We start from the raw sequence: 20382 nt of genomic DNA, 5'->3' as shown, positions 1-20382 counted from the left end.
GACTCTTCATGTAAGGCTGCAACCCGCTCATTTGATAGTGTGCATCCATCCAGTATTTGGCCGTATACTCCTACGTTTTCGACGCCCGCCGAGCGAGGCCACTTTGGACAAGATCCTGATTCGTGGGGCCCGAACCCACAACCTGAAGAACATCGACCTGACCCTGCCCAGGGACAAACTGATTGTCATCACCGGCCTGTCCGGCTCCGGAAAGTCATCCCTGGCATTCGACACGCTGTACGCCGAAGGCCAGCGCCGCTACGTCGAATCGCTGTCGGCCTATGCCCGGCAATTTTTGTCGATGATGGAAAAGCCTGACGTCGACACCATCGAAGGTTTGTCGCCAGCCATTTCCATCGAGCAGAAATCGACCTCGCACAACCCGCGCTCGACGGTCGGCACCATCACAGAAATCTACGATTACCTGCGCCTGCTTTACGCTCGCGTGGGTATTCCGCGTTGCCCGGACCACGACATTCCGCTGGAAGCCCAGACCGTTAGCCAGATGGTCGACCTGGTCCTCGCCCAACCGGAGGGCAGCAAACTGATGCTGCTGGCCCCGGTGATCCGCGAGCGTAAAGGCGAACACCTTTCGGTGTTCGAAGAACTGCGCGCCCAAGGCTTTGTGCGAGCCAGGGTCAACGGCAGGCTCTGCGAGCTGGACGAGTTGCCTAAACTGGACAAGCAGAAGAAGCACTCGATCGATGTCGTGGTCGACCGCTTCAAGGTGCGCGCCGACCTGCAACAGCGCCTGGCCGAGTCGTTCGAGACCGCTTTGAAGCTCGCGGACGGCATCGCCCTGGTGGCACCGATGGACGACGAGCCCGGCGAAGAAATCATCTTCTCCGCGCGCTTCGCCTGCCCGATCTGCGGTCATGCCATCAGCGAGCTGGAACCCAAGCTGTTCTCCTTCAACAACCCGGCTGGCGCGTGCCCGACTTGCGATGGTCTGGGGGTGAAGCAGTTCTTCGACATCAAGCGATTGGTCAATGGTGAACTGACGCTGGCCGAGGGCGCGATTCGTGGCTGGGATCGGCGCAACGTCTATTACTTCCAGATGCTCGGCTCGCTGGCTTCGCACTACAAGTTCAGCCTGGAAGTGCCGTTCAACGAGCTATCGGCCGATCAGCAGAAGTTCATCCTGCACGGCAGCGGTTCGCAGAACGTCGACTTCAAATACTTGAACGACCGCGGCGACATCGTCAAACGTTCGCACCCGTTCGAAGGCATCGTGCCGAATCTGGAACGTCGCTACCGTGAAACCGAGTCCGCCTCGGTGCGTGAAGAGCTGGCCAAGTTCCTCAGCACTCAATCTTGCCCGGACTGTCGTGGTACTCGCCTGCGTCGAGAGGCGCGGCATGTGTGGGTGGGAGAGAAGACGCTGCCGGCGGTGACCAATCTGCCGATTGGCGATGCCTGTGAATATTTTGGCGTGCTGAAACTCACTGGCCGTCGCGGTGAAATTGCCGACAAGATTCTCAAGGAAATTCGCGAGCGACTGCAGTTCCTGGTCAACGTTGGCCTGGACTATTTGTCGCTGGATCGCAGTGCCGACACGCTGTCCGGTGGCGAAGCGCAGCGTATCCGTCTGGCCAGCCAGATCGGCGCCGGCCTGGTTGGCGTCCTGTACATCCTCGACGAACCATCAATTGGTTTGCACCAGCGGGACAACGACCGGCTGCTCGGCACCCTCAAGCACCTGCGGGATATCGGCAACACAGTGATCGTGGTCGAGCACGATGAAGATGCGATTCGCCTGGCCGACTACGTCGTGGATATCGGTCCGGGGGCAGGTGTACACGGCGGGCATATCGTCGCCGAAGGCACGCCGGCCGAGGTCATGGCTCACCCTGATTCGTTGACCGGCAAGTACTTGTCGGGCCGGGTGAAGATTGCAGTTCCGGCCAAACGCACGCCGCGTAACAAGAAGTTGTCGCTTTCCCTCAAGGGCGCCCGTGGCAACAACTTGCGCGATGTCGATCTGGACATTCCGATCGGCCTGCTGACCTGCGTGACCGGTGTGTCCGGCTCGGGCAAGTCGACGCTGATCAACAACACCCTGTTCCCCCTTAGCGCTACGGCATTGAACGGAGCGACCACGCTCGAAGCGGCCGCTCACGACAGCATCAAAGGTCTGGAGCATCTGGATAAGGTTGTCGACATCGACCAGAGCCCGATCGGTCGAACGCCGCGCTCCAACCCGGCAACCTATACCGGGCTGTTTACACCGATTCGCGAACTGTTCGCCGGTGTGCCGGAGTCCCGCTCCCGAGGTTATGGTCCTGGACGCTTCTCCTTCAACGTGAAGGGCGGACGTTGCGAAGCGTGTCAGGGCGACGGTCTGATCAAGGTGGAAATGCATTTCCTGCCGGACATCTATGTCCCGTGCGACGTCTGCAAGAGCAAGCGCTACAACCGCGAGACTCTGGAGATCAAGTACAAGGGCAAGAACATCCACGAAACCCTCGAGATGACGATCGAGGAAGCACGGGTGTTCTTCGACGCGGTTCCGGCCCTGGCGCGCAAGCTTCAGACGTTGATGGATGTGGGTTTGTCGTACATCAAGCTCGGGCAGTCAGCAACCACGCTTTCTGGTGGTGAAGCCCAACGGGTGAAGCTGTCCCGCGAACTGTCCAAGCGCGATACCGGCAAGACGCTGTATATCCTCGATGAGCCGACGACAGGCCTGCACTTCGCGGATATTCAGCAGCTGCTCGACGTATTGCATCGATTGCGCGACCACGGCAACACGGTGGTGGTGATCGAGCACAACCTGGACGTGATCAAGACCGCGGACTGGTTAGTGGACCTGGGGCCGGAAGGCGGTTCCAAGGGCGGCCAGATCATTGCCGTCGGTACGCCGGAAGAAGTGTCAGAGATGACGCAATCTCACACCGGCTTCTACCTCAAGCCGCTGCTGGCTCGCGACAAAGCCTGAATCAGGCCCAAGAAAAAGCCCCTGTCACTTCATCGGTGACAGGGGCCTTTTTTTGTAGTCGGCGGAATCAGAACTGCGATTGCAGGTAATTCTCCAGACCGATCAACTTGATCAGCCCCAACTGCTTCTCGAGCCAGTAGGTGTGATCTTCTTCGGTGTCTTTCAGTTGAACACGCAGCATCTCGCGGCTGACGTAGTCCTTGTGCAGCTCGCAAAGCTCGATGCCCTTGCAGAGTGCGGCGCGGACTTTGTATTCCAGACGCAGATCAGCGGCGAGCATGTCAGGCACTGTCGTGCCCACATCCAGGTCGTCCGGACGCATGCGCGGTGTGCCTTCGAGCATGAGGATCCGGCGCATCAGGGCGTCAGCGTGCTGCGCCTCTTCTTCCATCTCATGGTTGATACGTTCGTAGAGCTCGGTAAAACCCCAGTCCTCGTACATCCGCGAATGGATGAAATATTGATCACGTGCTGCCAGTTCGCCGGTCAGCAATGTGTTGAGGTAATCGATTACGTCTGGGTGGCCTTGCATCGCCCTACATCTCCCTGCTTGAAAGTCTGTAGTTTGAACCAAGCAGACTGTTTGGTCACTCTGCATGCGCGATAAAAGCGAAGATATTCTGAGAAAAATGGTTTAAATAACGTAAAAACCGCCCAAATGAGGGCGGTTCTGCTTATCGTTTAGACTTCGTTAAGGTGTACGCCCAACACCGTTGCGATTGCTTCTCCATACGCCGGGTCGGCCCTGAAGAAATGCTGCAATTGACGATCAATCACGTCGCTGGAGACGCCGCCCATGGCGCCAGCAATGTTGTTGACCAGCAGGGCTTTCTGCTCATCACTCATCAGACGGAACAGCGCGCCGGCGTGGCTGTAATAGTCGGTATCTTCGCGATGATCGTAACGATCAGCCGCCCCACTTAGGGCCATCGCGGGTTCTGCATAGCGAGGCGCTTGTTTCGGCGAGTCAACGTAGCTGTTCGGCTCGTAGTTAGGTGTCGCACCACCATTGCTGCCAAAGGCCATCGAACCATCGCGCTGATAGCTGTTCACCGCGTTGCGAGGCGCGTTCACCGGCAATTGCTGGTGGTTGGTGCCAATGCGGTAGCGATGAGCATCTGCGTAAGCGAACACTCGACCTTGAAGCATGCGGTCAGGCGACAAACCGACACCCGGGACCATGTTGCTCGGCCCGAACGCCGCTTGCTCAACTTCCGCAAAATAGTTCTGCGGGTTGCGGTTTAGCTCCAACTCACCCACTTCGATCAGCGGAAACTCTTTCTGCGACCAGGTTTTGGTCACGTCAAACGGGTTCTCGTAGTGCGCTGCGGCCTGAGCCTCAGTCATGATCTGGATGCACACGCGCCATTTCGGAAAATCACCGCGCTCAATCGCGCCGAACAGATCACGTTGTGCGTAATCAGGGTCGGTACCGGCCAAACGTGCGGCGTCTGCTGGCGCCAGGTTTTTAATCCCCTGCATGGTCTTGTAGTGCCATTTCACCCAGTGACGTTCGCCATTGGCGCTGATCAGACTGTAGGTGTGACTGCCGAAGCCGTGCATGTGGCGATAGCCATCAGGAATGCCGCGATCCGAGAACAGAATGGTGACCTGGTGCAACGCCTCAGGCGAATGCGACCAGAAGTCCCACATCATCTGTGCGCTTTTCAGATTGCTTTGCGGCAGACGTTTTTGGGTGTGAATAAAGTCGGGGAACTTCAAAGGATCGCGGATGAAGAACACTGGCGTGTTGTTGCCGACGATGTCCCAGTTGCCTTCTTCGGTGTAGAACTTCAGCGCAAAACCACGTGGATCGCGCTCGGTATCAGCAGAACCGCGCTCACCGCCCACGGTGGAAAACCGCAGGAAGGTTGGAGTTTGCTTGCCGACAGCTTCAAACAGTTTGGCGCTGGTGTACTCGCTGATGTCCCGAGTTACGGTGAACGTACCGTAAGCACCCGAACCTTTGGCGTGTACGCGGCGCTCAGGGATATTTTCACGGTTGAAGTGGGCAAGCTTCTCGATCAGGTGAAAGTCGTCAAGCAGCAGCGGACCACGAGGACCGGCAGAACGGGAATTCTGGTTATCGGCGACAGGAGCGCCACTGGCGGTCGTAAGCGTTTTACTTTGGCTCATGCGATCTTCTTCCTCTGTCAGTTCTGGAACTGCCGGCTAATCGGCTTGGGAGGGAGTATTGACCATTGGTCACCATGCCTACAAATTCATTAATTTGTAGGCATCAATAGAAAAATACTACCAACAACCCCGCTCGCATAATGACGGCATAAACCGCGGGGAAGCTTGTATAAACGATGCGTTTCTTTCAGGCACAAAAAACCGGGCACTAGGCCCGGTTCTTCGTTTCAGACTGACGTCTTACTCAGCGGATACAGCTTCACCACCGGCAGGACGATCAACCAACTCGACGTACGCCATAGGCGCGTTGTCGCCAGTGCGGAAACCGCACTTGAGGATGCGCAGGTAGCCACCCTCACGGGTAGCGTAACGCTTGCCCAGGTCGTTGAAGAGCTTACCAACGATAGCTTTCGAACGAGTACGGTCGAAAGCCAGACGGCGGTTAGCCAGGCTGTCTGTCTTGGCCAAAGTGATCAGCGGCTCAGCAACGCGACGCAGTTCTTTAGCTTTCGGCAGTGTAGTTTTGATCAGCTCGTGCTCGAACAGCGACACTGCCATGTTTTGAAACATGGCCTTGCGGTGCGAGCTAGTGCGGCTCAGGTGACGACCACTTTTACGATGACGCATGGTTCATTCCTTACCAAACACAACGTTCGGTGATTACGACGATCAGGCAGTCGCCTTGTCGTCCTTCTTAAGACTTGCAGGCGGCCAGTTGTCGAGGCGCATGCCGAGGGACAGACCGCGGGAGGCCAGAACGTCCTTGATTTCAGTCAAGGATTTCTTGCCAAGGTTCGGAGTCTTCAACAGCTCTACTTCGGTGCGCTGAATCAGGTCACCGATGTAGTAGATGTTTTCCGCCTTAAGGCAGTTAGCCGAACGTACAGTCAGTTCCAGATCGTCAACCGGGCGAAGCAGGATCGGATCAATCTCGTCTTCCTGCTCAACAACCACTGGTTCACTGTCACCTTTGAGGTCGACGAACGCAGCCAACTGCTGTTGCAGAATGGTTGCAGCACGGCGGATTGCCTCTTCAGGATCCAGGGTACCGTTGGTTTCCAGATCAATAACCAGCTTGTCCAGGTTAGTACGCTGCTCGACACGGGCGTTTTCCACCACGTATGCGATACGGCGAACCGGGCTGAACGAAGAGTCAAGCTGCAAGCGACCAATGCTGCGGCTTTCGTCTTCATCGCTCTGACGCGAGTCTGCCGGTTCATAACCACGACCACGAGCTACGGTGAGCTTCATGTTCAGGGCGCCGTTAGACGCCAGGTTAGCGATTACGTGATCGGGGTTAACGATCTCGACATCATGATCCAGCTGAATATCGGCAGCGGTAACCACCCCCGAACCCTTCTTCGACAAGGTCAGCGTAACTTCGTCACGGCCGTGCAGCTTGATAGCCAGACCTTTAAGGTTCAACAGGATTTCAATTACGTCTTCCTGTACACCTTCGATGGCGCTGTACTCGTGGAGCACACCGTCAATCTCGGCCTCGACTACTGCACAGCCGGGCATTGAGGACAACAGGATGCGTCGCAGCGCGTTGCCCAGGGTGTGGCCAAAACCACGCTCGAGAGGCTCGAGAGTGATCTTGGCGCGGGTTGGACTGACAACCTGCACATCAATATGGCGGGGTGTCAGGAACTCATTTACCGAAATCTGCATGGATGCACCTATTTTCTAGCCCTTACTTGGAGTAGAGCTCGACAATCAGGCTTTCGTTGATGTCGGCGGACAGATCACTGCGAGCAGGAACGTTCTTGAAAACGCCCGACTTCTTCTCAGTGTCTACTTCTACCCATTCTACGCGGCCACGCTGGGCACACAGATCGAGAGCTTGGACAATGCGAAGTTGGTTCTTTGCTTTCTCGCGAATCGCGACCACGTCACCAGCACGAACCTGGTACGACGGCACGTTTACGGTCTGACCGTTAACGCTGACGGATTTGTGCGATACCAGCTGACGGGATTCGGCACGAGTAGAGCCAAAACCCATACGGTATACAACGTTGTCCAGACGGCATTCGAGCAGTTGCAACAGGTTTTCGCCAGTTGCACCTTTCTTGCCAGCAGCTTCTTTGTAGTAACCGCTGAATTGACGCTCGAGAACGCCGTAGATACGACGGACCTTCTGCTTTTCACGCAGTTGGGTGCCGTAATCGGACTGGCGACCGCGGCGTTGGCCGTGGATACCAGGTGCTGCTTCGATGTTGCACTTCGATTCGATCGCGCGCACGCCGCTCTTCAAGAAGAGATCGGTGCCTTCGCGACGAGCGAGTTTGCATTTTGGACCAATGTAACGAGCCATTCTTTACAATCTCCTGGATTACACGCGGCGCTTCTTCGGCGGACGGCACCCGTTGTGCGGGATTGGCGTCACGTCGGTGATGCTGGCGATCTTGTAGCCACAGCCGTTCAAAGCGCGGACTGCAGATTCACGACCTGGGCCTGGACCTTTGACATTGACGTCGAGGTTTTTCAGGCCGTATTCCAGCGCAGCTTGACCAGCACGTTCAGCAGCTACTTGAGCAGCAAACGGGGTGGACTTGCGGGAACCGCGGAAACCCGAACCACCGGAGGTAGCCCAAGAAAGAGCGTTACCTTGACGGTCGGTGATGGTCACGATTGTGTTGTTAAAAGACGCGTGGATGTGGGCGATACCATCAACCACTGTCTTTTTGACTTTTTTACGAGGACGAGCAGCAGGTTTAGCCATGATTAATTTCCTGTCGATTCGCTGGGGCGATTACTTGCGGATCGGCTTACGCGGACCTTTACGGGTACGCGCGTTAGTCTTGGTACGCTGACCGCGCACTGGAAGACCACGACGATGACGCAGACCGCGATAGCAACCGAGGTCCATCAAACGCTTGATTTTCATGTTGATTTCGCGACGCAGGTCACCTTCAGTGGTGAACTTCGCCACTTCGCCACGCAGCTGTTCAATCTGCTCGTCGCTCAGATCTTTGATCTTTGCGGCTGGGTTTACCCCAGTCACTGCACAGATCTTCTGTGCAGAAGTGCGACCAACACCATAGATGTAGGTCAGCGAGATAACAGTATGCTTGTTATCTGGAATGTTAACGCCTGCAATACGGGCCATTCAGTGGGACTCCAATTGACAGCTACCTACGCCCCGGAAGCCAAGAAATAGGGCGCGAGATAATATCGCTGTAATAACAAATAATCAACCCGGCAGCGCACTAGCTGCCGGGCTTGAAGCACAATCACACTCAGCCTTGGCGCTGTTTGTGACGCGGTTCCGCGCTGCAAATTACTCGAACAACACCTTCGCGGCGAATAATCTTGCAGTTACGGCACAGCTTTTTCACCGATGCACGAACTTTCATCACCAACTCCTCGAACCTTACAGGTACTCAGCGCAACATGCCGCTGCCGTAACCCTTCAGGTTGGCTTTCTTCATCAGGGATTCGTACTGGTGCGAAACGAGGTGCGATTGTACTTGGGACATGAAGTCCATCACAACCACGACGACGATCAGCAACGAGGTCCCGCCAAGGTAGAACGGTACGTTTGCTGCAACCACCAAGAACTGGGGCAGCAGGCACACGGCCGTCATGTAAAGAGCACCGAACATGGTCAAGCGAGTCAGAACGCCATCAATGTAGCGCGCAGACTGCTCACCTGGACGGATGCCCGGAATAAAGGCACCGGACTTCTTCAGGTTTTCCGCTACGTCTTTCGGATTGAACATCAACGCCGTATAGAAGAAGCAGAAGAAAATAATCCCTGCACTAAACAGCAGAATATTCAACGGCTGACCAGGAGCGATCGACTGCGAGATGTCCTGCAACCAGCCCATACCTTCAGACTGGCCGAACCAGGCACCCAACGAAGCCGGGAACAGCAAAATGCTGCTCGCGAAAATGGCCGGAATAACACCGGCCATGTTCACCTTCAGCGGCAAGTGGCTAGTCTGCGCAGCAAAGACCTTGCGGCCCTGCTGACGCTTGGCGTAGTGAACAGCAATACGACGCTGACCACGCTCAATGAACACCACGAAACCGATAATCGCTACTGCCAGCAAACCGATGGCAACCAGGGCGAAGATATTGATATCACCCTGACGCGCAGACTCGAAAGACTGCCCGATCGCTCTCGGAAGACCGGCGACGATACCTGCGAAAATCAACATCGAGATACCGTTACCAACACCACGCTCAGTGATCTGCTCACCCAGCCACATCATAAACATCGCACCAGCCACAAACGTGGATACCGCAACGAAATAGAAGCTAAAGTCAGCAGTGAACGCAATACCCTGCCCTGCCAAGCCAACGGACATACCGATAGCTTGAACCAGGGCGAGTACGACAGTGCCGTAGCGGGTGTACTGGCTGATCTTGCGACGGCCAGCTTCACCTTCCTTCTTCAACTGTTCCAACTGAGGGCTGACGGCGGTCATCAGTTGCATGATGATCGATGCCGAAATGTACGGCATGATCCCCAGTGCAAAAATGCTCATCCGTTCCAGCGCACCGCCGGAAAACATGTTGAACAAGCTAAGAATGGTCCCCTCATTCTGTCGAAACAGGTCCGCGAGTCGGTCCGGGTTGATACCTGGAACCGGGATGTGTGCGCCTATTCGGTAGACGATAATCGCCAGGAACAGAAAACGCAGACGAGCCCAGAGTTCAGACATACCGCCTTTGCCGAGCGCAGAGAGAGCACCTTGCTTAGCCATTTATTCCTCGAACTTGCCGCCAGCTGCTTCGATAGCCGCACGCGCACCTTTGGTGGCGCCGATTCCCTTTCCGATGGTGACAGCGCGAGTAACTTCGCCGGACAGCATGATTTTCACACGCTGAACGTTGACGTTGATCACGTTGGCATCTTTCAAGGACTGCACAGTGACGATGTCGCCTTCCACTTTAGCCAACTCGGACAGACGCACTTCTGCGCGATCCATGGCTTTCAGGGAAACGAAACCGAATTTCGGCAGGCGACGATGCAGCGGCTGTTGACCGCCTTCAAAGCCTGGAGCAATGGTGCCACCGGAGCGGGAGGACTGACCTTTGTGGCCACGGCCACCGGTCTTGCCCAAACCACTACCGATACCACGGCCCGGACGATGCTTTTCGCGACGGGAACCCGGCGCTGGACTCAGATCATTGAGTTTCATCGATTAACCCTCGACACGCAGCATGTAGTAAGCCTTGTTGATCATCCCGCGATTCTCGGGAGTATCAAGTACTTCTACAGTGTGACCGATGCGACGCAGACCCAAACCCTTAACGCACAATTTGTGGTTAGGGATGCGGCCGGTCATGCTTTTGATCAGCGTAACTTTTACGGTAGCCATGATCAGAAGATCTCCTTGACGCTTTTGCCACGCTTGGCGGCAATGGATTCAGGAGACTGCATAGCTTTCAAACCTTTGAAAGTGGCGTGAACCACGTTTACCGGGTTAGTCGAGCCGTAGCACTTGGCCAGAACGTTCTGAACGCCAGCAACTTCGAGGACTGCACGCATAGCGCCGCCTGCGATGATACCGGTACCTTCAGAAGCAGGCTGCATGTACACCTTCGAAGCGCCATGGGCAGACTTCATTGCGTACTGCAGCGTAGTGCCGTTCAGATCAACTTGGATCATGTTGCGGCGAGCAGCTTCCATTGCCTTCTGGATCGCAGCAGGCACTTCACGCGACTTGCCACGGCCGAAGCCAACGCGCCCTTTACCATCACCCACCACGGTCAACGCGGTGAAAGTGAAGATACGGCCGCCTTTAACGGTTTTGGCTACGCGGTTAACTTGAACCAGCTTCTCAATGTAGCCTTCGTCGCGCTTTTGGTCGTTATTTGACATAACTTAGAACTCCAGCCCAGCTTCACGAGCAGCATCAGCCAGCGCCTTGACGCGACCGTGGTACTTGAAGCCAGAGCGGTCGAAAGCCACCTGCGAGACGCCAGCGGCTTTTGCACGCGTAGCGACCAGCTGGCCAACCTTAGTGGCCGCGTCGATGTTGCCAGTGGCGCCATCACGCAGTTCTTTATCCAAAGTCGAGGCACTTGCCAGGACTTTGTTGCCGTCGGCCGAAATGACCTGGGCGTAGATGTGCTGCGACGAGCGGAACACGCAGAGACGCACGACTTCTAGCTCGTGCATTTTCAGGCGTGCTTTGCGAGCGCGACGCAGTCGAGTAACTTTTTTGTCGGTCATTTGCTATGCCCTACTTCTTCTTGGCTTCTTTACGACGGACGACTTCGTCCGCGTAGCGCACACCTTTGCCTTTGTACGGCTCAGGTGGACGGAAGTCGCGGATCTCGGCGGCCACTTGACCTACCAGCTGCTTATCGATGCCCTTGATCAGGATATCGGTCTGGCTAGGAGTCTCAGCGGTGATGCCTTCCGGCAGTTCATAATCCACTGGGTGCGAGAAGCCAAGAGCCAGGTTCAGCACTGTGCCTTTTGCTTGCGCCTTGTAACCAACACCGACCAGCTGGAGCTTGCGCTCGAAGCCTTGGCTTACGCCTTGGACCATGTTGTTTACCAACGCACGAGTGGTACCAGCCATTGCGCGAGTTTGTTGATCGCCATTGCGAGCAGCGAAACGCAACTCACCAGCTTCTTCAACAATCTCAACGGACGAATGGATGTTCAGTTCGAGAGTGCCCTTGGCACCCTTCACCGAAAGCTGTTGGCCTGCGAATTTTACTTCGACACCGGCCGGCAGCTTAACGGGGTTCTTAGCGACGCGTGACATGCTTATCCCCCCTTAGAACACAGTGCAAAGAACTTCGCCGCCGACACCGGCAGCGCGCGCAGCACGATCCGTCATCACACCTTTGTTGGTGGAGACGATAGACACACCGAGACCGCCACGAACTTTTGGCAGATCATCGACGGACTTGTACTGACGCAGGCCTGGACGGCTAACGCGCTTCACTTCCTCGATGACCGGACGGCCTTCGAAGTACTTCAGCTCGATGGACAGCAGTGGTTTGATTTCGCTGCTGATCTGATAACCCGCAATGTAACCTTCGTCCTTCAGGACTTTGGCAACAGCTACCTTCAAAGTAGAAGATGGCATGCTTACGACGGACTTTTCAGCCATCTGGGCATTACGGATTCGAGTTAGCATGTCCGCTAACGGGTCCTGCATACTCATGGGCTAGACGCTCCTAATACAAAAAAATTAGCCTTGCGGCTACTACTTGTCGCCGAGGACATCCATGCGAAAACAGCATGGGCTCAGGCGAGCCGGGTATTCTAGACACACCCCACAAATGAATCAAGCCCCAATAGGGGCTTGATTCAAGTTCAAGGTCACCGGTGGTCAGGATCTTGCGATCCCGAACAACGAGACTTTGACAGTGCTTACCAGCTGGCTTTAACCAGACCTGGGACGTCACCACGCATTGCAGCTTCACGCAGTTTGTTACGGCCGAGGCCGAACTTGCGGTAAACGCCGTGTGGACGACCGGTCAGGCGGCAGCGGTTACGCATGCGCGAGGCGCTTGCATCACGTGGCTGCTTCTGCAGAGCTACTGTAGCTTCCCAACGCGCTTCTGGACTTGCGTTCAGATCGAGGATGATAGCTTTCAGTGCTGCACGCTTTTTGGCGTACTTGGCAACCGTGAGCTGACGCTTCAGCTCGCGGTTTTTCATGCTCATCTTGGCCATTTTCCTACTCCAATCAGTTGCGGAACGGGAATTTGAAAGCACGCAGGAGCGCGCGACCTTCATCATCGTTCTTGGCAGTGGTGGTCAGGGTAATGTCCAGACCGCGGAGAGCATCGATCTTGTCGTAGTCGATTTCCGGGAAGATGATCTGCTCTTTAACGCCCATGCTGTAGTTACCACGACCATCGAAGGACTTGGCATTCAGGCCGCGAAAGTCGCGGACCCGAGGCAGGGAGATCGACAGCAGACGATCCAGGAATTCGTACATACGCTCACGGCGCAGAGTCACTTTGACGCCGATCGGCCAACCTTCACGGACTTTAAAGCCAGCGATGGATTTCCGAGCGTAGGTCACAACGACTTTCTGGCCGGTGATCTTTTCCAGGTCAGCAACAGCGTGCTCGATGACTTTTTTGTCGCCGACCGCTTCGCCCAGACCCATGTTCAGGGTGATTTTGGTAACGCGTGGAACTTCCATCACGTTCGAAAGCTTAAGTTCTTCCTTAAGTTTCGGTGCGATTTCCTTCCAGTAAATCTCTTTTAGTCGTGCCATGGTCTTCTACCTAGCAGTGTTCAAGCATCAACCGCTTTTTGGGTCGACTTGAAGACACGAATTTTCTTACCGTCTTCTACTTTAAAACCAACGCGATCAGCCTTGTTGGTTTCGCCGTTGAAAATGGCAACGTTGGAAGCGTGCAGTGGCGCTTCTTTTTCGACGATACCGCCTTGTACGCCCGACGCAGGGTTTGGCTTGGTATGACGCTTAACCAGGTTCAGACCACCAACGACCAGACGGTCGTCAGCGAGAACCTTAAGCACCTTACCGCGCTTACCTTTGTCTTTGCCGGCGATCACGATGATCTCGTCGTCACGACGAATCTTTTGCATGTCGGATCTCCTTACAGCACTTCTGGGGCGAGCGAGACGATCTTCATGAACTTCTCAGTACGAAGTTCACGGGTCACTGGCCCAAAGATACGGGTGCCGATCGGCTCTTGCTTGTTGTTCAGAAGAACAGCAGCGTTGCCATCAAAGCGGATAATGGAGCCATCAGCACGGCGAACGCCGTGGCGAGTGCGGACTACGACAGCAGTCATCACTTGGCCTTTTTTCACTTTACCGCGAGGAATTGCTTCCTTCACGGTAACTTTGATGATGTCACCGATACCAGCGTAACGACGATGGGAGCCACCCAGCACCTTGATGCACATAACACGGCGAGCGCCGCTGTTATCGGCCACATCGAGCATGGATTGAGTCTGAATCATATAATTTCTCCGACCCCTAGTCCTTAGACTTCCACAGCGCGTTCGAGAACATCAACCAGCGCCCAAGACTTGGTCTTGGCCAAAGGACGAGTTTCACGAATAGTGACTTTGTCGCCGATGTGGCACTGATTGGTTTCGTCGTGCGCGTGCAGCTTAGTCGAACGCTTAACGTATTTACCGTAGATCGGGTGCTTAACGCGACGCTCGATCAGAACGGTGATGGTTTTGTCCATCTTGTCGCTGACAACACGGCCAGTCAGCGTACGGACAGTTTTTTCGGCTTCAGCCATGATTACTTACCTGCCTGCTGGTTAAGCACAGTCTTCACGCGAGCGATGTCACGTTTAACTTGCGAGAGCAGATGAGACTGCCCCAACTGGCCAGTTGCTTTCTGCATACGCAGATTGAACTGGTCGCGCAGCAGGCCGAGCAGTTGCTCGTTCAGCTGCTGTGCGGATTTTTCACGAAGTTCATTCGCTTTCATCACATCACCGTCCGTTTAACAAAGGAGGTGGCGAGCGGCAGCTTTGCAGCAGCCAGGGCGAAAGCCTCACGCGCCAGCTCTTCAGAAACACCCTCGATTTCATACAGGACTTTGCCTGGCTGAATCTGGGCAACCCAGTATTCGACGTTACCCTTACCTTTACCCATCCGAACTTCGAGAGGCTTCTTGGTTACAGGCTTGTCCGGAAATACACGGATCCAGATCTTGCCGCCACGTTTAACGTGACGGGTCAGTGCACGACGCGCTGACTCGATCTGACGAGCGGTGAGACGACCACGAGCTACAGACTTCAGCGCATATTCGCCGAAGCTGACTTTGCTACCGCGCTGAGCCAAGCCACGGTTGTGGCCAGTCATCTGCTTGCGGAACTTCGTACGCTTTGGTTGCAACATTTGGCGTACCCCTTACTTAGCAGCTTTTTTACGAGGCGCTGGTGCTTGTGGTTTCAGTTCTTCTTGGCGACCACCAATTACTTCGCCTTTGAAGATCCAAACCTTTACACCGATCACACCATAAGTGGTGTGAGCTTCGTAGTTGGCATAGTCGATGTCGGCACGCAGGGTGTGCAGTGGCACACGACCTTCGCGATACCATTCAGTACGTGCAATTTCAGCACCGCCGAGACGACCGCTCACTTGGATTTTGATGCCTTTGGCACCAATGCGCATGGCGTTCTGAACAGCACGCTTCATAGCGCGACGGAACATTACGCGACGCTCCAGCTGCTGAGCTACGCTCTGCGCAACCAGCATACCGTCGAGCTCCGGCTTACGGATCTCTTCGATATTGATGTGCACAGGCACACCCATTTGCTTGGTCAGGTCCTGACGCAGTTTCTCAACATCTTCACCTTTCTTCCCGATAACAATACCTGGACGAGCGGTGTGGATGGTGATACGTGCAGTCTGAGCCGGACGATGGATATCGATACGGCTTACGGACGCGCTTTTTAGTTTGTCTTGGAGATACTCGCGCACCTTCAGATCAGCGAACAAATAGTCCGCATAAGTCCGACCGTCTGCGTACCAGACGGAGGTGTGCTCCTTGACGATTCCCAGGCGAATGCCAATGGGATGTACTTTCTGACCCATCTCTTCGACTCCGTTACTTGTCAGCAACCTTGACAGTGATATGGCAAGACCGCTTGACGATGCGATCAGCACGGCCTTTGGCACGTGGCATGATTCGCTTCAGCGAACGCCCTTCGTTGACGAAAACGGTGCTGACTTTAAGGTCATCAACGTCTGCGCCTTCGTTATGCTCGGCGTTGGCTACGGCCGACTCCAGCACTTTCTTCATGATCTCGGCGGCTTTCTTACTGCTGAAAGCCAACAGGTTGAGCGCTTCGCCCACCTTCTTCCCGCGGATCTGGTCGGCGACCAAGCGGGCTTTCTGGGCGGAGATTCGAGCGCCCGACAACTTAGCGGCTACTTCCATCGTTCCTTACCCCTTAACGCTTGGCTTTCTTGTCTGCCACGTGCCCACGATATGTGCGGGTACCGGCAAACTCGCCCAGTTTGTGGCCGACCATGTCTTCGTTCACGAGAACTGGGACATGTTGACGACCGTTATGCACTGCAATGGTCAAACCGACCATTTGTGGCAGGATCATCGAACGACGCGACCAGGTTTTAACTGGTTTGCGATCGTTCTTTTCCGCCGCCACTTCGATCTTCTTCAGTAGGTGAAGATCAATAAAAGGACCTTTTTTCAGAGAACGTGGCACTGTCGTATCCCTCTATTTACTTGCGACGACGGACGATCATTTTGTCGGTACGCTTATTACCACGAGTCTTCGCGCCCTTAGTCGGGAAGCCCCACGGCGATACCGGATGACGACCACCAGAGGTACGACCTTCACCACCACCATGTGGGTGGTCAACCGGGTTCATGGCAACACCACGAACGGTTGGGCGAACGCCACGCCAGCGTTTGGCACCAGCTTTACCCAGCGAACGCAGGCTGTGCTCGGAGTTCGAGACTTCACCCAAGGTCGCGCGGCATTCAGCCAGCACTTTACGCATCTCACCAGAACGCAGACGCAGGGTCACGTAGACACCTTCACGAGCGATCAGCTGAGCCGAAGCACCAGCGGAACGAGCGATTTGCGCGCCTTTACCTGGCTTCAATTCGATGCCGTGTACGGTGCTACCAACTGGAATGTTACGCAGTTGCAGAGCGTTGCCCGGCTTGATCGGTGCCAGAGCACCTGCGATCAGCTGGTCGCCAGCACTCACGCCTTTAGGGGCAATGATGTAGCGACGCTCGCCATCTGCGTACAGCAGCAGAGCGATGTGCGCAGTACGGTTTGGATCGTATTCAATACGCTCGACAGTGGCGGAGATGCCATCTTTGTCGTTACGACGGAAATCGACCAGACGATAATGCTGCTTATGGCCACCACCGATGTGACGAGTGGTAATACGACCATTGTTGTTACGACCACCAGTCTTCGATTTTTTCTCGAGCAGCGGTGCGTGAGGAGCGCCTTTATGCAGCTCCTGATTGACCACCTTGACCACAAAACGGCGGCCAGGGGAAGTCGGTTTGCATTTAACGATTGCCATGATGCACCCCTTCCTTACTCAGCACTGCTGCTGAAATCGAGATCTTGGCCTGGCTGAAGGGAGATAACTGCCTTCTTCCAGTCATTACGCTTGCCCAGACCGCGAGCAGTGCGCTTGCTCTTACCCAGAACATTCAGGGTAGTAACACGCTCTACTTTCACGCTGAACAGGCTTTCGACGGCCTTCTTGATTTCCAGCTTGGTTGCGTCAGTTGCAACCTTGAAAACGAACTGGCCTTTCTTGTCAGCCAGAACCGTAGCCTTCTCGGAAACGTGCGGGCCAAGCAGAACTTTAAATACGCGTTCCTGGTTCATCCCAGCAGCTCCTCGAATTTCTTCACGGCCGACACGGTGATCAACACCTTGTCGTATGCGATCAGACTAACTGGATCGGAACCTTGCACGTCACGTACATCAACGTGTGGCAGGTTACGAGCAGCCAGGTACAGGTTCTGATCAACCACTTCAGACACGATCAAGACGTCAGTCAGGCCCATGCCGGTCAGTTTGTTCAGCAGATCTTTGGTCTTCGGTGCATCAACAGCGAAGTCCTGAACCACAACCAGACGATCAGTACGCACCAGCTCAGCAAGGATGGAACGCATTGCTGCGCGATACATCTTCTTGTTCAGCTTCTGGGTGTGATCCTGAGGACGAGCTGCGAAAGTGGTACCGCCGCCACGCCAGATTGGGCTACGGATAGTACCGGCACGAGCACGGCCAGTACCTTTCTGACGCCATGGGCGCTTACCGCCACCACGAACGTCGGAACGGGTCTTTTGCTGCTTGCTACCTTGACGGCCGCCGGCCATGTAGGCCACGACTGCTTGGTGAACCAGCGTCTCGTTGAATTCGCCGCCAAATGTCAGTTCGGAAACTTCGATCGCTTGAGCGTCATTTACATTTAATTGCATGTCAGCTTCCCCTTAACCGCGAGCCTTGGCTGCTGGACGTACAACCAAGTTGCCGCCAGTAGCGCCAGGAACAGCACCCTTGACCAACAACAGATTGCGTTCAGCGTCCACGCGCACTACTTCGAGGGACTGCACGGTCACGCGCTCAGCGCCCATATGACCGGACATTTTTTTGCCCTTGAATACACGACCAGGAGTCTGGCACTGGCCGATAGAGCCTGGAACGCGGTGGGATACGGAGTTACCGTGGGTATTATCTTGCCCGCGGAAATTCCAACGCTTGATCGTACCCTGGAAGCCTTTACCTTTGGACTGACCGGTTACATCAACCAGTTGACCAGCGGCGAAGATTTCAGCGTTGATCAGATCGCCGGCCTGGTACTCGCCTTCTTCAAGACGGAATTCCATTACGGTACGACCAGCGGCAACGTTCGCTTTAGCGAAGTGGCCAGCTTGAGCAGCTGTAACACGCGAAGCACGACGCTCACCTACAGTGACTTGCACTGCACGATAGCCATCGATCTCTTCAGTTTTGAACTGGGTGACGCGATTCGGTTCGATCTCAATGACCGTGACCGGAATGGAGACACCTTCTTCGGTGAAAATACGGGTCATACCGCATTTACGACCGACTACACCAATAGTCATGTTGTAAACCTCATGAGTGTACGGGGCTTTCACCCGCTATGGCCGCCCATTTCAGAGCGTTACACGACTAAGACCGAGTCTTAGCCGAGGCTGATCTGCACTTCCACACCGGCCGCAAGATCAAGCTTCATAAGAGCATCAACGGTTTTATCCGTTGGCTGGACGATGTCCAGAACGCGCTTATGAGTACGGATCTCATACTGGTCACGCGCGTCTTTGTTGACGTGCGGGGAGACCAGAACGGTGAACCGCTCTTTACGGGTAGGCAATGGAATTGGACCACGCACTTGAGCACCAGTACGTTTCGCGGTTTCCACGATTTCCTGGGTGGATTGGTCGATCAGGCGATGATCAAAAGCCTTCAACCTGATACGGATTTGCTGATTTTGCATTGGATTTCAGACTCCGGCTGCTATTCCCAGCGAGCGCAATACGCCCGTTAAAAGGAGGCGCAATTCTATAGACGGGCTACCACAGTGTCAACCCAATAAAAAAGCCCCCGCTAGGCGGGGGCTTTTTCAAGTCATCACTTATTAAGCGATGATTTTGGCTACGACGCCAGCGCCGACGGTACGACCGCCTTCACGAATAGCGAAACGCAGACCATCTTCCATTGCGATGGTTTTGATCAGGGTGACAACCATTTTGATGTTGTCGCCTGGCATTACCATTTCAACGCCTTCCGGCAGTTCGCAGTTACCGGTCACGTCAGTGGTCCGGAAGTAGAACTGTGGACGGTAGCCTTTGAAGAACGGAGTGTGGCGGCCGCCTTCTTCTTTGCTCAACACGTACACTTCAGCTTCGAAGGTAGTGTGCGGCTTAACCGAACCCGGCTTGACCAGAACCTGGCCACGCTCAACGTCGTCACGCTTGGTGCCGCGCAGCAGCACGCCGCAGTTCTCGCCAGCACGACCTTCGTCGAGCAGCTTACGGAACATTTCAACGCCAGTGCAGGTGGTGACAACGGTGTCACGCAGACCAACGATTTCCAGCGAATCCTGAACCTTGACGATACCGCGCTCGATACGGCCAGTTACAACAGTACCGCGACCGGAGATCGAGAACACGTCTTCGATTGGCATCAGGAACGGCTTGTCGATAACACGAACTGGATCTGGGATGTAGCTGTCCAGAGTCTCAACCAGTTTACGAACGGCAGTGGTGCCCATTTCGTTGTCGTCTTGGCCGTTCAGAGCCATCAGAGCGGAACCGATGATGATCGGAGTGTCATCACCTGGGAAGTCGTAAGTGCTCAACAGATCGCGCACTTCCATCTCAACCAGTTCCAGCAGCTCAGCGTCGTCAACCATGTCAGCCTTGTTCAGGAAGACAACGATGTACGGAACGCCAACCTGACGGGACAACAGGATGTGCTCACGGGTTTGCGGCATCGGACCATCAGCGGCCGAACAAACCAGAATAGCGCCGTCCATTTGAGCAGCACCGGTGATCATGTTCTTCACATAGTCAGCGTGACCTGGGCAGTCAACGTGAGCGTAGTGACGGATCAGCGAGTTGTATTCAACGTGCGCGGTGTTGATGGTGATACCACGAGCCTTTTCTTCCGGAGCGCTGTCGATCTTGTCGAAAGCAACAACGGCCGAACCGAAAACTTCGGAGCAGACGCGAGTCAGAGCAGCGGTCAGCGTGGTTTTACCATGGTCAACGTGACCGATGGTGCCAACGTTAACGTGCGGGAGGTCACGTACAAATTTTTCTTTAGCCACGACAATTAACTCCTAGCCTAAAGGGGCTG

General features: G+C 55.1%; 32 protein-coding genes. 1 reads left to right on the top strand and 31 read right to left on the bottom strand.

Features of this window, described 5'->3' with window-relative positions:
• The first annotated feature begins 103 nt into the window (after positions 1–103).
• On the top strand, positions 104–2938 hold the full coding sequence (uvrA, locus tag ACXPVS_RS22055) for an excinuclease ABC subunit UvrA (RefSeq protein WP_458511784.1): 2835 nt from the start codon (positions 104–106) through the stop codon (positions 2936–2938).
• Positions 2939–3005: 67 nt separating this feature from the next.
• Here the strand turns inward: uvrA and bfr are convergent, their stop codons facing one another.
• The 31 genes from bfr to tuf all read right to left on the bottom strand — a co-directional run bounded on the left by bfr (position 3006) and on the right by tuf (position 20353).
• Positions 3006–3470, bottom strand: coding sequence for a bacterioferritin (gene bfr / locus ACXPVS_RS22050; protein ID WP_458511783.1), 465 nt, complete (start codon positions 3468–3470; stop codon positions 3006–3008).
• Positions 3471–3619: 149 nt separating this feature from the next.
• Positions 3620–5074 (bottom strand): catalase, encoded by a 1455-nt coding sequence (locus ACXPVS_RS22045; RefSeq protein WP_458511782.1) that lies wholly within the window; start codon positions 5072–5074, stop codon positions 3620–3622.
• A 240-nt stretch (positions 5075–5314) separates the two neighbouring features.
• Complete coding sequence (gene rplQ / locus ACXPVS_RS22040; RefSeq protein ID WP_008145500.1) at positions 5315–5701, bottom strand: 50S ribosomal protein L17; 387 nt, start codon at positions 5699–5701, stop codon at positions 5315–5317.
• A gap of 42 nt (positions 5702–5743) precedes the next feature.
• A complete protein-coding gene (locus tag ACXPVS_RS22035) occupies positions 5744–6745 on the bottom strand; it encodes a DNA-directed RNA polymerase subunit alpha (RefSeq protein ID WP_003186012.1) in 1002 nt (333 codons plus the stop codon).
• 22 nt (positions 6746–6767) lie between these two features.
• The gene (rpsD, locus tag ACXPVS_RS22030) at positions 6768–7388 is read right to left on the bottom strand and encodes a 30S ribosomal protein S4 (protein WP_003210056.1); all 621 of its coding nucleotides are present in this window, start codon (positions 7386–7388) and stop codon (positions 6768–6770) included.
• A gap of 18 nt (positions 7389–7406) precedes the next feature.
• A complete protein-coding gene (gene rpsK / locus ACXPVS_RS22025) occupies positions 7407–7796 on the bottom strand; it encodes a 30S ribosomal protein S11 (RefSeq protein ID WP_002555466.1) in 390 nt (129 codons plus the stop codon).
• 30 nt (positions 7797–7826) lie between these two features.
• Complete coding sequence (gene rpsM, locus ACXPVS_RS22020) at positions 7827–8183, bottom strand: 30S ribosomal protein S13 (RefSeq protein WP_458511781.1); 357 nt, start codon at positions 8181–8183, stop codon at positions 7827–7829.
• Between the two features lie 130 nt (positions 8184–8313).
• Positions 8314–8430 (bottom strand): 50S ribosomal protein L36, encoded by a 117-nt coding sequence (rpmJ, locus tag ACXPVS_RS22015; RefSeq protein WP_002555468.1) that lies wholly within the window; start codon positions 8428–8430, stop codon positions 8314–8316.
• 27 nt (positions 8431–8457) lie between these two features.
• Entirely contained in the window at positions 8458–9786 is a 1329-nt protein-coding gene (secY, locus tag ACXPVS_RS22010; RefSeq protein ID WP_458511780.1) for a preprotein translocase subunit SecY, read from the bottom strand.
• On the bottom strand, positions 9787–10224 hold the full coding sequence (gene rplO, locus ACXPVS_RS22005; RefSeq protein ID WP_007896782.1) for a 50S ribosomal protein L15: 438 nt from the start codon (positions 10222–10224) through the stop codon (positions 9787–9789).
• Between the two features lie 3 nt (positions 10225–10227).
• The gene (gene rpmD, locus ACXPVS_RS22000; RefSeq protein WP_003186033.1) at positions 10228–10404 is read right to left on the bottom strand and encodes a 50S ribosomal protein L30; all 177 of its coding nucleotides are present in this window, start codon (positions 10402–10404) and stop codon (positions 10228–10230) included.
• Between the two features lie 2 nt (positions 10405–10406).
• Positions 10407–10907 carry a 30S ribosomal protein S5 gene (gene rpsE, locus ACXPVS_RS21995; RefSeq protein ID WP_003186035.1) on the bottom strand — a complete coding sequence of 167 codons (501 nt, stop codon included), beginning with the start codon at positions 10905–10907 and terminating at the stop codon, positions 10407–10409.
• 3 nt (positions 10908–10910) lie between these two features.
• A complete protein-coding gene (gene rplR, locus ACXPVS_RS21990; protein ID WP_003186037.1) occupies positions 10911–11261 on the bottom strand; it encodes a 50S ribosomal protein L18 in 351 nt (116 codons plus the stop codon).
• Positions 11262–11271: 10 nt separating this feature from the next.
• Positions 11272–11805 carry a 50S ribosomal protein L6 gene (gene rplF / locus ACXPVS_RS21985; RefSeq protein ID WP_003176412.1) on the bottom strand — a complete coding sequence of 178 codons (534 nt, stop codon included), beginning with the start codon at positions 11803–11805 and terminating at the stop codon, positions 11272–11274.
• A 12-nt stretch (positions 11806–11817) separates the two neighbouring features.
• On the bottom strand, positions 11818–12210 hold the full coding sequence (gene rpsH, locus ACXPVS_RS21980) for a 30S ribosomal protein S8 (RefSeq protein WP_003186040.1): 393 nt from the start codon (positions 12208–12210) through the stop codon (positions 11818–11820).
• 209 nt (positions 12211–12419) lie between these two features.
• A complete protein-coding gene (gene rpsN, locus ACXPVS_RS21975; protein WP_458511779.1) occupies positions 12420–12725 on the bottom strand; it encodes a 30S ribosomal protein S14 in 306 nt (101 codons plus the stop codon).
• A gap of 13 nt (positions 12726–12738) precedes the next feature.
• Positions 12739–13278: a 50S ribosomal protein L5 gene (rplE, locus tag ACXPVS_RS21970; protein WP_003176415.1), complete on the bottom strand. Its 540-nt coding sequence runs from the start codon at positions 13276–13278 to the stop codon at positions 12739–12741.
• Positions 13279–13298: 20 nt separating this feature from the next.
• Positions 13299–13613 (bottom strand): 50S ribosomal protein L24, encoded by a 315-nt coding sequence (gene rplX / locus ACXPVS_RS21965; RefSeq protein ID WP_033059465.1) that lies wholly within the window; start codon positions 13611–13613, stop codon positions 13299–13301.
• A gap of 11 nt (positions 13614–13624) precedes the next feature.
• The gene (gene rplN, locus ACXPVS_RS21960; RefSeq protein WP_002555479.1) at positions 13625–13993 is read right to left on the bottom strand and encodes a 50S ribosomal protein L14; all 369 of its coding nucleotides are present in this window, start codon (positions 13991–13993) and stop codon (positions 13625–13627) included.
• Positions 13994–14016: 23 nt separating this feature from the next.
• The gene (rpsQ, locus tag ACXPVS_RS21955; RefSeq protein WP_003176419.1) at positions 14017–14283 is read right to left on the bottom strand and encodes a 30S ribosomal protein S17; all 267 of its coding nucleotides are present in this window, start codon (positions 14281–14283) and stop codon (positions 14017–14019) included.
• A 2-nt stretch (positions 14284–14285) separates the two neighbouring features.
• Positions 14286–14477: a 50S ribosomal protein L29 gene (rpmC, locus tag ACXPVS_RS21950; protein WP_002555481.1), complete on the bottom strand. Its 192-nt coding sequence runs from the start codon at positions 14475–14477 to the stop codon at positions 14286–14288.
• Positions 14477–14890: a 50S ribosomal protein L16 gene (gene rplP / locus ACXPVS_RS21945; RefSeq protein ID WP_282379294.1), complete on the bottom strand. Its 414-nt coding sequence runs from the start codon at positions 14888–14890 to the stop codon at positions 14477–14479. Before rplP ends, rpmC begins: the two co-directional genes overlap by 1 nt.
• A gap of 12 nt (positions 14891–14902) precedes the next feature.
• Positions 14903–15589, bottom strand: a complete 687-nt coding sequence (gene rpsC, locus ACXPVS_RS21940) for a 30S ribosomal protein S3 (RefSeq protein ID WP_003176422.1) — start codon at positions 15587–15589, stop codon at positions 14903–14905.
• Between the two features lie 13 nt (positions 15590–15602).
• Complete coding sequence (gene rplV, locus ACXPVS_RS21935; protein ID WP_003103908.1) at positions 15603–15935, bottom strand: 50S ribosomal protein L22; 333 nt, start codon at positions 15933–15935, stop codon at positions 15603–15605.
• 13 nt (positions 15936–15948) lie between these two features.
• Positions 15949–16224 (bottom strand): 30S ribosomal protein S19, encoded by a 276-nt coding sequence (rpsS, locus tag ACXPVS_RS21930; protein WP_002555486.1) that lies wholly within the window; start codon positions 16222–16224, stop codon positions 15949–15951.
• A gap of 16 nt (positions 16225–16240) precedes the next feature.
• Positions 16241–17065: a 50S ribosomal protein L2 gene (rplB, locus tag ACXPVS_RS21925; RefSeq protein ID WP_003176423.1), complete on the bottom strand. Its 825-nt coding sequence runs from the start codon at positions 17063–17065 to the stop codon at positions 16241–16243.
• A 14-nt stretch (positions 17066–17079) separates the two neighbouring features.
• Positions 17080–17379 (bottom strand): 50S ribosomal protein L23, encoded by a 300-nt coding sequence (rplW, locus tag ACXPVS_RS21920; RefSeq protein WP_002555488.1) that lies wholly within the window; start codon positions 17377–17379, stop codon positions 17080–17082.
• The gene (rplD, locus tag ACXPVS_RS21915; protein WP_007896707.1) at positions 17376–17978 is read right to left on the bottom strand and encodes a 50S ribosomal protein L4; all 603 of its coding nucleotides are present in this window, start codon (positions 17976–17978) and stop codon (positions 17376–17378) included. The genes rplW and rplD overlap by 4 nt, the downstream gene beginning before the upstream one ends.
• A gap of 12 nt (positions 17979–17990) precedes the next feature.
• On the bottom strand, positions 17991–18626 hold the full coding sequence (gene rplC / locus ACXPVS_RS21910; protein ID WP_085718226.1) for a 50S ribosomal protein L3: 636 nt from the start codon (positions 18624–18626) through the stop codon (positions 17991–17993).
• 80 nt (positions 18627–18706) lie between these two features.
• Positions 18707–19018, bottom strand: coding sequence for a 30S ribosomal protein S10 (gene rpsJ, locus ACXPVS_RS21905; protein ID WP_003186070.1), 312 nt, complete (start codon positions 19016–19018; stop codon positions 18707–18709).
• Between the two features lie 141 nt (positions 19019–19159).
• Complete coding sequence (gene tuf / locus ACXPVS_RS21900) at positions 19160–20353, bottom strand: elongation factor Tu (RefSeq protein WP_201190746.1); 1194 nt, start codon at positions 20351–20353, stop codon at positions 19160–19162.
• Positions 20354–20382 lie beyond the last annotated feature (29 nt).

It is taken from the genome of Pseudomonas sp. Ma2-10 (assembly GCF_054330215.1).
Note: the sequence above shows the minus strand (reverse complement) of the source record. Positions and strands in the feature narration are given on the sequence as shown.